This window comes from Pseudomonas sp. PvP100, assembly GCF_017833055.1.
Taxonomy (GTDB): Bacteria; Pseudomonadota; Gammaproteobacteria; order Pseudomonadales; family Pseudomonadaceae; genus Aquipseudomonas; species Aquipseudomonas syringae.
Map to the genome: position 1 here is coordinate 1,633,205 of NZ_JAFIBO010000001.1, position 12,170 is coordinate 1,645,374.

The window sequence follows — 12,170 nt, forward strand, 5'->3', positions numbered from 1 at the left end:
AGGTCTTGCCAGATAGCCACAATCTGCGTTTCGGTTTCGCCTTGCGGTGCTTCGTAGCCACGGCTGATCAGCGCATCAACGTCCGGGGCTGGCAAGGCATTGCGATCCAGCTTGCGATTCGGCGTCAACGGCAGTTCATCAAGCAGCACGAACGCGCTTGGCAGCATGTACTCGGCCAGTTGCGGTGCCAGTTCGGCACGCAGTTCAGCGGCTGTAAGCTGGCTTTGCGGCTGGGCAACCACATAGGCCACCAGGCGCTTGTCTCCCGGATTATCTTCCCGAGCGACCACCACCGCTTCCTTGACCCCTTTGCAATTACCCAGGCGGGCTTCGATTTCGCCCAGTTCGATGCGGAAGCCGCGAACCTTGACCTGGAAGTCGTTACGACCCAGGTACTCGATACGGCCGTCGACCATGTAGCGCGCCAGATCGCCGGTTTTGTACATCCTGGCATCAGGGCTGTTGCTGAAAGGATCCGCGAGGAAGCGCTCGGCGTTGACCTCTTCAAGGTTCAGATAACCGCGTGCCACGCCGTCGCCGCCAATGTAGATTTCACCGGCCACGCCATACGGCACTGGCTGCTGGTGAGCGTCAAGCAGGTAGATACGCGTGTTGGCCATCGGTTTGCCGATGGTCGCATTACCACTGCCTTCGCTGCCGGCCGCAGCGTCGTGGCTGACGTAGGCCGCAGTGCAGGACACCGTCGCTTCGGTTGGCCCATAAGTATTGATCAGACGCGTGTGCGCCGGGCGCATCTCGTCCCAGAGTTTGAGCTTCTGTGCCGACAGCGCATCGCCAGTCACGTTGATCAGACGCACATGCTGCAGACGTTGCTCAGCGACCTGCGGCTGTTTGTGCCATTCGGCCACCAGCGTATGCCAGTGCGCAGTGGTCAGGTGCAGGACGGTCGGATGAATGCCGTAATCTTCAGTCCCTTCGCTGCCGAAGATCTCGCGGCTTGGCGTCAGGGTGGCCCCGGCCAAGAGTGCCGGGAAGATTTCTTCCACCGAGAGGTCGAAGTTCAGGGTGTTCTGCTGCAGCACGGTGTCGGTTGGGGACAAGTCAAACAGCCGCGCCGCATCGACGCTGTAGTTGACCAGGCCGCGATGCTCGATCATCACACCCTTCGGATTGCCGGTGGAGCCCGAGGTGTAGATCACATACGCCAGATTGCGCACGCCGAGGGCTTCAACCACCGGGTTGTCGTCACGCTCGGTAAAGGTTTTGCGCTGATCATCGTCGAGCAGCACCAGTGGCAAGGTGAGGGTCGGCAGATATTCCTGCAAGTGACGCTGTGTCAGCAACGCCGACGGCGTACTGTCCTCGATCATGTAGGCCAGGCGCTCAGCCGGGTAGGCCGGGTCAAGAGGTACATAAGCAGCACCGGCCTTGAGCACACCGAGCAGGCCGACCATCATTTCCACACCGCGCTCGACGCAGAGCGCCACGCGATCATCAGGGCCGATGCCCAGGCCGATCAGGTGATGAGCCAGACGGTTGGCCTGACGGTTTAGTTCGGCATAGCTCAAGCGCTGCCCCTGGAACGCCACGGCGATGGCACCGGGTTGCGTGCGTACCTGGGCTTCAAACAGGTGCTGAATGCACAGCTCCGTCGGGTAGTCCTGGCGGGTCTGGTTGAAGGTCTCCAGCAGCAGGTTGCGCTCGGCGGCGGGCAGCACATCCAGCTGAGTAACGTCCATCTGTGGTGTGTGCGCCAGCGCGTCGGTCAATTGCTCCAGCGCGCACTGCATCATGGCGCACAGGCGTTGCGGATCCGCAGGTTGCACGCTGTGTATCAACAGGCCCAGGTCACTGCCGTAATCATTGACCGACAAGCACAACGGGTAGTTGGTGCGCTCGGAGCTGTCGAGCAGGCGCAGGCCCGGCCATTGCAACTGGCTGTCCTGGCTCTGGTGCCGGTAGTTGAGCAGGCTGGAGAACAATGGCGCCCCCGTGGCCACGCTACTGCAACGCTGGGCCAGGGCCAATGATGCCTGCTCGTGGCTCAGTAACTCGCTGAGATCACGGTGGGTGGCCATGACCAGTTCCTGGGCGCCTTGCGTGGCCAGTTGCACGCGGACCGGCAGGGTGTTCATGAACATGCCCATGGCACGCTCGGCGCCTATCGTACCTTGCAGGCGGCCGGTGACCACGGTGCCGAACACCACATCATCGCGACCGGTGCAACGGGCCAGCACCTGCGCCCAGGCGACATGGAACAGAACCGCCGGGGACATACCGCGCTCCCGGGCCTGAGTCCGGATACGTGCGCAGAGTTCACCGTTCAATGCCAGTTCGGCTTCTATGACGTCATTGCCGTCGCCCTGAACTTCCAGCAGTTCGAACGGAGCGGTGGGTGAATCAACATCCGCCAGACGGCGTGCAAAATAGGCTTCGTGGGCACTTGAAGGGCTGGCGAGGGTCTGTGCGACAAACTCCCGATAAGGCTGCGCTGGCAGCAGGTCTGCGCTCTGGCCTCGCATCAGCAGGCGAATTTCTTCGAGTATGAGCTCGAGAGTGACGTGGTCGCTGATCATGTGGTGATCAATCAGTGCCAGTAGCCAACGATCCGAGTTCGGGTCACCAGCAATGTAGGCCAGTAGTAGCGGTGCCTGTTGCAGGTCCATGCGCAGACGACCTGGATCACTTAGACGATTCACCTGGCTGAGTGCGTCTTCATCCGGCGTCAGGGTGAGGGTATGGACCGGCAATTGCGCCTGGCGGTGCACCACTTGGACCGCTTGCGGCAGGCCGACCCAATGCACCGAACTGCGCAGGACATCATGGCGGTCGATAACCGTCTGCAGCGCCTCAAGAAAGGCGTCAAGACGCGCACGGTTGTCGAACTCGATCGTCGAGCGCACCAGATAGGCGTCGCGTTCACGATTGAGCAGGTAATGGAACAGGATGCCTTCCTGAAGCGGTATCAGCGGGTAGATGTCCTGAACATTGGCGGCTCCACCGGGAACGGCGGAGGTGATCAGTTCAATCTCATCGACGCTTAGTTTCACCAGCGGCAGCATGTCTGGCGTCAATTGCGTGCAGTCGGCCGGGATGCGGTTAGCCGGAGCCTGGAACAGGACTTGTTTGTCCTGGCTGATGGCCAGGGCCATTTCACGCACGCTGGGCGCAGTGAATACAGTCTTTACGTTGAGATTCAACCCCTGCTTGCGCAGCCGGTCGATCAGAGAGACGGCCAGCAGTGAGTGGCCACCGAGTTCGAAGAAATGGTCGTGGCGCCCGACCTGCTCGACGCCCAGCAGGTCTTGCCAGATAACCGCGATCACCTCCTCGATTTCGCCTTGTGGCGCTTCGTAGCCACGGCTGATCAGCGCATCACCGTCCGGCGCCGGCAGCGCCTTGCGATCCAGCTTGCCGTTCGGCGTCAGCGGCATTGAGTCGAGCAGCACATAGGCCATCGGGATCATGTAGGCCGGCAGTTGTTCCTGCAGCCAACCGCGCAGGCTGTCGATGTCTACCGAAGCATGCTCTGCGATCAGGGTGTAATAAGCCACCAGGCGTTTATCGCCCGGTACATCTTCACGAGCAGTGACTACCGCCTCATGGACTGCCGGGTGTTTGGCCAGCGCGGCCTCGATTTCGCCGATTTCGATACGCAAGCCACGGATCTTCACCTGAAAGTCGTTGCGGCCCAGGTATTCCAGCGCGCCATTGGCCAGCCAGCGACCCATGTCGCCGGTTTTGTACAGGCGTGCCTGTGGGTCGCTGGAAAACGGGTCGGCGATGAAACGCTCGGCACTCAGCTGTGGCTGGTTCAGGTAACCCCGCGCCACGCCGATACCGCCGATGTGCAGTTCACCGGCCACGCCCATTGGTTGCAGCTGGCCCAAGGCATCCAGCACGTGCATCTGAATGTTGGCAATCGGACGGCCGATGGGCACGCTGTCGCCCGGATCCGTCGGACGGCATTCCCAGGCGGTAACGTCGATGGCCGCTTCGGTCGGGCCATAGAGGTTGTGCAGTTCAACGCCCTTCAGGTGTTGCTCGAAGCGGCGCTGCAACGCACGCGGCAAGGCCTCGCCGCTGCACAGCACGCGGCGCAGTTGCGGGAAGTCGCGGGTCGAGCGGTGTTCCAGAAACACATCGAGCATCGAGGGCACAAAGTGCAGCAGGGTAATGCCCGCGTCAGTCATTACCTGCGCCAGGTAGTCCGGCTCCTGATGGCCACCGGGACGTGCCATGACCAGTTCGGCACCGGCGAGCAGCGGCAGGAAAAACTCCCAGACCGACACGTCGAAACCGAAGGGAGTCTTTTGCAGCACGCGATCCTGACTGTTCACTTGATAGGCATCGCGGGCCCAGAGCAGGCGGTTGACCACGCCCAGGTGTTCGTTCATCACGCCTTTGGGCGTGCCGGTAGAACCCGAGGTGTACAGCACGTAGGCCAGGTGATTCGGCTGCAGGCCCAGGGCCTTGGCATCCGGGTTGCCGGTCGGCTGCCTGGTCAGTTGCGCGCTGTCATCGCGGTCATCGAGCACCAGCACCGGAAGGTCCAGAGCCGGCAGGTTGTCGCTCAGGTCCTGAGTGGTCAGCACCGCCTGCGGCGAGCTGTCCTCGAGCATATAAGTCTGGCGGGCGCTAGGCAGGTCAGGGTCGATCGGCACGTAGGCGCCACCGGCCTTGAGGGTACCCAAGAGCGCCACGACCATTTCCGCGCCGCGACGCAGGCTGACCGCGACCCGCGTATCCGGCTTCACACCCAGCTCTATAAGGCGATGGGCGAGCTGGTTGGCCTGTTGGTTGAGTTCGGCGTAAGTGAGCAACGGCCCGCTGTCGCCGCGTACGGCGCAGGCATCCGGACGCTGGGCGGCCTGTTGTTCGATCAATTGGTGGATCAGTACGTCGCGCGGATAAGGGTGGGCAGTGTCATTAAACCCCGCCAGTAATAGCTCGCGCTCATCGTCCGGCAATATCGGCAGGCTGTTCAGCGCTGCTTGCGGCGTGTGTTCCAGCGCTTGCACCAGGCTGCGCAGTGCAACCTGCATGTACTCGCCGATGCGCTGGGCATTGATTTGCTGGACGGCCTGAACGGTGAGCGTAAAAGCATCGCCCAGGTCATCGACATTCAGGGTCAACGGGTAGTTGGTATGGTCTTCGGTGCCGAAGGACTCGATCCCACCCCAGGCGCTGGCAGCTTCTGCTGAAACATCGCTCACAGCATCGTGCCGGTAGTTGAGCAATGCACTGAATAGCGGCGTCGGAGCGGCCACGCCGCTGCAACGCTGGGCGAGCACCAGCGGAGCATGCTCATGCCCCAGCAAAGCCGTCAACCGCTCGTGGGTTGCCTTCAATCCGTCGGCCACTGTCGTCGCGCCGATATCGACGCGCAGCGGCAAGGTGTTGATAAACATGCCCAACGCACGGTCGGCGCCATCACCGGCCTGCATCCGGCCCAGCAGTACCGTGCCGAACACCACCTGTTCGCAGGCCGAGACATTGCCCAACACCCGCGCCCAGGCCAAATGCATCAGGCTCGCGACGCTGACGCCTGCCTGTCGAGCCTGAGCACGCAAACGCAGGTTCAGTTCGGCCGCCAGGGTCACGCTGGCCTCTTCGAGGTTGCGGCCACGGTCCTGCACATCCTGCAAACCGAACGGCAGCGTCGGCTCGTCGATGTCGCCGAGCATGTCGCGGAAGAACGCTTCGTGCTGTGCCTCGCTGACACCCAGGCGAGCCTGGGCGACATAGTTGCGATATGGCACTGTCTCACCCAGGTCATTGCCCTGACCGAGCAGATGCGCCTGAATTTCATGCAGTACCACGGACAGGGAAGTGGCGTCGCTGACCAGGTGATGGGACAGCAGCATCGCCAGCCAGCGGTCGTTGACCGGGTCATGGCTAAAGACAATGCGCATCAATGGCGCGTTACGCACATCGAGGCGGTAATGCCGGCGATCGAAGCGCTGGTGTAATTGCTCGTCAACCGGGCCGTCTGCAGGGTCGAGGAACAACTCGATGACTTGCAGTTCAGCTTGACGCAGCACGACTTGCACCGGTTCATCGAGATCCTCCCACAGCACCGCGGTGCGCAGGATATCGTGGCGGTTTATCACACCTTGCAAAGCACCGCTGAAATCGTCCAGTCGCGCCCGGTCAGATAGCGCGAACAGTGCTTTCAGGGTGTAGGGGTCGCCCTGTTCGGCACTGATATGGTGGTAAAGAATCCCCGCCTGCAACGGTGCCAGCGGGTAGATGTCCTGCACGTTGGCAACACCACCGGGCATGTCCTTCACCACGTGGTCGATCTGCGCCTGAGAGAGGTTGATCAGCGGCAACATCTGCGGGGTGATACGGTCGCAACGTTCGGGAATAAGATTGGCCGGCACCACGACTTCCGAGCCACCACCGGCAGCTGCCGCCAGTGCCGCCACGGTTGGCTGGCCGAACAGCACATGCACATCGGCACTCAGGCCGACCTGGCGCATGCGTTCGATCAATTTCACCGCCAGCAGTGAGTGGCCACCCAGTTCGAAGAAATGGTCATGGCGACCCACCTGTTCAACCTTGAGCACGTCGGCCCAGATCGACGCCAGCAGGGTTTCCACTTCGCCTTGCGGCGCTTCGTAACCACGGCTGATAAGCGCCTGTGCATCCGGTGCTGGCAGCGCCTTGCGATCGAGCTTGCCATTCGGCGTCAGTGGCATCGCCTCAAGCAGTACATAAATGGCCGGAACCATGTATTCCGGCAACTGTTGCTGCAGGTGACCGCGCAAGGTTTCGATATCGACAGCAGTGTGCTCGGCAGACTGCGTGTAGTAAGCCACCAGACGTTGGTCGCCGGGTATCTCTTCGCGAGCGGTGACCACCGCTTCATGGACCGCCGGGTGTTTGGCCAGGGTGGCCTCGATTTCGCCGATTTCGATACGCAAACCGCGGATCTTCACCTGAAAGTCATTGCGGCCCAGGTACTCCAGCGCGCCATTGGCCAGCCAGCGACCCACATCGCCGGTTTTGTACAGGCGTGCCTGCGGGTCTTCGGAAAACGGATCGGCGATGAAACGCTCGGCACTCAGCTGCGGCTGGTTCAGGTAACCCCGCGCCACGCCGATGCCGCCAATGTGCAGCTCGCCCGCCACGCCCAGCGGTTGCAACTGGCCCAAGGCATCGAGTACGTGCATCTGAATATTGGCAATCGGGCGGCCAATAGGCACGCTTTCGCCCGGATCCGTCGGACGGCATTCCCAGGCAGTAACGTCGATGGCCGCTTCGGTCGGGCCATACAGGTTATGCAGTTCAACGCCCTTGAGCTGTTGCTCGAAGCGGCGCTGCAACGCACGCGGCAAGGCCTCGCCACTGCACAGCACGCGGCGCAGTTGCGGGAAGTCGCGGGTTGAGCGGTGTTCCAGAAACACATCGAGCATCGAAGGTACAAAGTGCAGCAGGGTGATGCCCGCGTCACTCATCACTTGAGCCAGATACTCCGGATCCTGATGGCCACCGGGACGAGCCATGACCAGCTCGGCCCCGGCCAGCAGTGGCAGGAAAAACTCCCAGACCGACACGTCGAAACCGAACGGGGTTTTTTGCAGCACGCGATCCTGACTGTTGACCTGATAGGCGTCGCGGGCCCATAGCAGGCGGTTGACTACGCCCAGGTGTTCGTTCATCACGCCTTTGGGCTGCCCGGTGGAACCCGAGGTGTAGAGCACGTAGGCCAGATGGTTCGGCTGCAGGCCCAGGGCCTTGGCATCCGGGTTGCCGGTCGGCTGCCTGGCCAGTTGCGCGCTGTCATCGTGGCTATCAAGCACCAGCACCGGAAGGTCCAGGGCCGGCAGGTTGTCGCTCAGGTCCTGAGTGGTCAGCACTGCCTGCGGCGAGCTGTCCTCGAGCATATAAGTCTGGCGGGCGCTGGGCAGGTCAGGGTCGATCGGCACGTAGGCGCCACCGGCCTTGAGAATACCCAAGAGCGCCACGACCATTTCCGGTCCGCGACGCAGGCTGACTGCGACCCGCGTATCCGGCTTCACACCCAGCTCTATCAGGCGATGGGCGAGCTGGTTGGCCTGTTGATTGAGTTCGGCGTAAGTGAGCAACGGCCCGCTGTCGCCGCGTACGGCGCAGGCATCCGGACGCTGGGCGGCCTGTTGTTCGATCAGTTGGTGGATAACGACATCGCGGGGATAGGCGAGGGCGGTTTCGTTGAAAGCTGACAGTTGCTGATGCTCGGTTTCGCTCATCAGCGGGAAGTGCGCCAAAGGCGTGTCGTGCTGATTCAGCACTGCTTCAAGCATGGCGAAAATGCGCTGCTGTACGCGCTGCGCTTCCTCTAAGGTGAAATAAGCCGTGTTGAAATTGAAATCCAGGTGGATGTCTTCAGAGGGATGGTAATCGCGTACGAAGATCGCCATGGGCGTCTGCTCGTAACCATTGTCCAGCATCAGCACCCGTGCCGGGTCCTCGCAGCCGAACGTGACGTCACCATCGAAGCTTTCGAACGAAAGTGAAACATCGAACAGCTGGTGGCGTCCGTTTTGCGCCAGCCGCAGGCTGCGATTGAGTTCGGCAATCGGGAAACGCTGGTGGCGGTAAGTGCGACGTAGTTGCGTGCCGATGTTATTCATCAGGTCGACCAGCGTTTCATGCGGATCGAAGCCCACGCGAATCGGGCTGATAGACGAAAACATACCGATGGTGGCTTTCTGACGAGCATTGGTACGGTTATGCACCGGCATGCCGACAACGATCTCATCGACGCCCGCGGTGCGGCAGAAATAGGTGCTGATCACTCCGACCAGTACATGAGCCACGGACAGGTTGCATTCGCCGGCAAACTGAGTCAGCGCGTTGTAAAGCGCGCGGGGCAACATGGCTTGAACCTGGTCACTGGGGGCTGGGCCGTTGGTTACGCCTGCCTTGAAATCTGCTCTGCGTTGCAGCAGAACCGGCGGCAGTTGGGCGTAGGCCTGCTCCCAGAACAGTCGATCACGCTCGTAGCGAGAAGACGTCATATAGGCCTTGTCTTCTTCAAGGAACGAGAGGTAAGAAGGCCCCTCGGCCAGCGTTTGCTTGCCTTCCAGCAAGCCTGAGTAGGCATCGCTTACGGTGTGCGCTATCAGCACTGCACCGATGCCGTCGGCGACCAGGTGGTGCAAGCGATTGAACCAGTAATAGAGTTGCGGCCCGCAACGAACCAGACGCGACTCCCAGAGTTGTCCGGTCATTGACTCAAAGGGTTGGCGGAAGGACTCGCGCAGATGCGCAATGGCCTGCTCGGCGTCGCCGTCGACGTCAGGCAAGTCGGTCACTTCAAGCGTGAACGGCGCCTTGGACAGAACCCGCTGGCCGCCCATGCCCCTTTCGTGGCTGAAACTCAGACGCAGCGCGTCATGGCCGTCGACGACCATCTGGATGGCTTTCTCGAACAGCGCAATATCGATGTCGCCCTTGATCTCCAGAGTCATGCCGATGTTGTAATAAGGCAGGTGCGGATAGGCGAGCTGATCAAGCCAGATACCTTGCTGAACCGAAGCCAGCGGAAGGAGCTCTTGTCCTTGCGTGCACAGATTGTCGATCAACGAATTCATCTCAAAGCACCTGTTTGCGAAATCAATTGGCTCGTCTCCGGTCGAAGGGCGGCGCGGCATGGCGCTGGACGAATGCCAGTCGGCGGGAGGATTAAGAACATTGAAAAAAAAATAGAGCATCCACCTGGGGATGTCTGTCATGGGAAGCTGGGACAACTGCGCGCGGTGGTCTTCCGGGCTGGGTGATCAATGACTCAAGGCTACGCTGCGCCTCGCCGGTATAAAGGCCTGGACCGATTCCATTGGCCTATGGAGCGGGTCGGTGAAGGAAGGTTGGTGCTTCGCCAGTATGGCGCTTTGAAGGTGAGCCGGTCGCCGCCGCGCTCAAGGTCGCCGCGCAGAGTAAAGCCAGGGGCCTGAGCCCCCTTTTTTACTCGACGAGGTATCGAACCACTGTCAGGCAACAGCGGGCTGAAGAACTTCTTCGAGGAAGCTGAAGGCGGTTTGTTTCGATTGATGGCTTGAGGCAAAGAACGCGAGGTGGCTGCCATCGCGCTCTACGTGCAGCGTGGCGTCCTTGATCGACGCGGCGATATACCGTGAGCCGCCGATGTGCGTAGTCGAGTCGGCATCGCCCGCCACCACCAGGGTTGGCGCGGTGATGCGCGTCAGTCGTGGTGCCAGCTCGGTCTTGTTCAGCGCGTCATTCAGGCGCGCATAGCGATAAAACAACTCGGGATTGACGTAGGGGTAAAGCACCACGTGGGCAATGGGCTCAGGGGTGGTGGCCAGCGTCGCCTGGTCCAGGAACATCGTTTGCAGGTCAGCAGCCTCGCCACGATCCTGAGCTGCGCTTTCCATCAGCCACTCGAAGTTTTGCTGGTGAGCGGTGCGCAGGTCGTTGTCGCCCAGGTTGTAATCCCCATGCCACAGGCTCAGGGAGTTGACCCGGTCGGCGTGGGCAGCAGCGGCGCTCAGGGCGATCACTGCGCCGCCGCAGATACCCATCAGATGTGCGGTTGATAACCTGAAGTGATTCATTACGCTGATCATGTCGGCAACCTGGGCATCGGTGTCCACCGCGATCTGGTCGAATGCCTCGCAGGCACCGAACAGCCCTCGGGTCTCCCAGGTCACGACAAAAAACCGCTCGCTCAAGGCATTGAACCAGTCGCGGCAGAGATCGAACGGAATGCCGCAAGGCAATGCCAGAACCACGGGAGGCAGCTCGCGGTTGGCGCTCGCATGCACCAGCAAAGGCGCATGGTCACGGGTGGTCAGGTGCAATGTCTCGATGTGCGGCACTGCACCGCTGAATTCAAAATGCTTGAGCAGTCGATTGAAGGCGGTGACGTCTTCAGCATCGTCGAAGTGCTCGTAGCTGTAGTCGAGCGCCTCGCAGAGTTTGCGGCTTATAAAGTATTCGAACGACGACAGTTGTGCCTCGCCACCGTGCAAGTACTGCAGGGTGCGCACACCAATGCGCGCAAACGCGGCATTGATCGCCCGCTCTGTGGCTCGCACGCTGGAGCACGCCGGCTCTGGCAGCGGGTCGTTGTCCCGGGCGAGAAAGCTCAGGCACACGGGATCGGGCAAATTGAGGGCAAGGTGCCTGAGCATCCTCACCGTCTCGCACAGACGCATCGCTGCATCGGAGGAAATAGTCATGGATCTACACTCTTTGTTGGGCGCTTTTTTCAGGCACATTGCGCGAGGCTACGTTCGTCTGACGTCTGTGGGTCAGACCGCTTCGAATTTCTTGCCGCGTGTGGTGTGTGTCACGAGACGGTTGTATTCGGGTGTTTCGTCACCGATCACCTGCACCGCGCCGTATTTCTCCAGGCTGATGCGGCCGCCGTACTCTTCGATGTGGTCCGAATCCGGATAGACGTGCACGAACGACGGTACGTAGCGTGACGCGAAGCCCATGCGCATCTCCTGTGATTCGCCGCTGTGCGGATAGGACGCATGCATCAGCGTTGACCAGAAAATGATGAACTGCCCGGCTTTCATCTGCATGGGCACAGCAGAGGCCTCGTCGGGTTTCCAGTTCTCATCGATCTGCAACTGCCGATAGTCGTAACCGAAGAAACCGCGACGCACGCCATCCTTGACCACCGAGTTGTTGGCATCGGGTTCATAGCTCATGCGCTTGGTTTCGTCGTAATTCATGCTGTTCTGGGTGCCAGGAATGAACTGCAGGCAACCATTGGCAATGTTGGCGTCGGTGAACGCCGTCCAGACGGTGATGGTGCCGCCGAACTCTTCATTTTCCGGCCAGATGATCTGCGGCTTGCCGGAAGCATTGGCGAACGTATCGGCCTGATGCCAGTCGGTGCCTTCATCGCCCGGATACTTGGGAAAGAACTCGGTGCGCCAGCAGAGCACATTAGGTCCGAGGATGCTTTCGACACGGTCACAGATTTCCGGGCGGCAGATATGGCTGGCCAGGAAATCATCATCCAGATGGCGGTCGTAGTTGGCGATGTTGGTCCCCCCGGAAATGGCGTCCAGATCCTGGTAGGCCGCGGCGCTGCGGTCGAGCAGGCGCAGACGGGTGCGCTTCCAGGTTTCTTTCATTTCTTCTGGCGAATAGGCGTCAAACGGACCGATAAAACCATTTTTCTCGAACGAGGCACGCTGTTCCGCAGTTAAAGCGAATTTTTTGCTCATGAGCTTTTCCTT

General features: G+C 60.7%; 3 protein-coding genes (1 of these 3 cut by a window edge). All 3 read right to left on the reverse strand.

What is annotated here, in order from left to right:
* Positions 1-9,545, reverse strand: partial view of a syringomycin E biosynthesis non-ribosomal peptide synthetase SyrE gene (gene syrE, locus JOE39_RS06960; protein ID WP_210077647.1) — the start only. The gene continues 18,811 nt to the left of window position 1, outside the view; only the first 9,545 of its 28,356 coding nucleotides appear in the window; the start codon lies at positions 9,543-9,545; the stop codon falls past the left edge of the window.
* Between the two features lie 396 nt (positions 9,546-9,941).
* A complete protein-coding gene (syrC, locus tag JOE39_RS06965) occupies positions 9,942-11,153 on the reverse strand; it encodes a syringomycin E biosynthesis aminoacyltransferase SyrC (protein ID WP_003426751.1) in 1,212 nt (403 codons plus the stop codon).
* A gap of 72 nt (positions 11,154-11,225) precedes the next feature.
* Positions 11,226-12,158: a syringomycin E biosynthesis L-threonyl-[L-threonyl-carrier protein] 4-chlorinase SyrB2 gene (syrB2, locus tag JOE39_RS06970; protein ID WP_003383694.1), complete on the reverse strand. Its 933-nt coding sequence runs from the start codon at positions 12,156-12,158 to the stop codon at positions 11,226-11,228.
* Between the last annotated feature and the right edge of the window lie 12 nt (positions 12,159-12,170).

Excerpts from the sequence above, each read along its gene's own strand:
- syrC (WP_003426751.1), bottom strand. The coding sequence starts at position 11,153 with ATGACTATTTCCTCCGATGCAGCGATGCGTCTGTGCGAGACGGTGAGG.
- syrB2 (WP_003383694.1), bottom strand. The coding sequence starts at position 12,158 with ATGAGCAAAAAATTCGCTTTAACTGCGGAACAGCGTGCCTCGTTCGAG.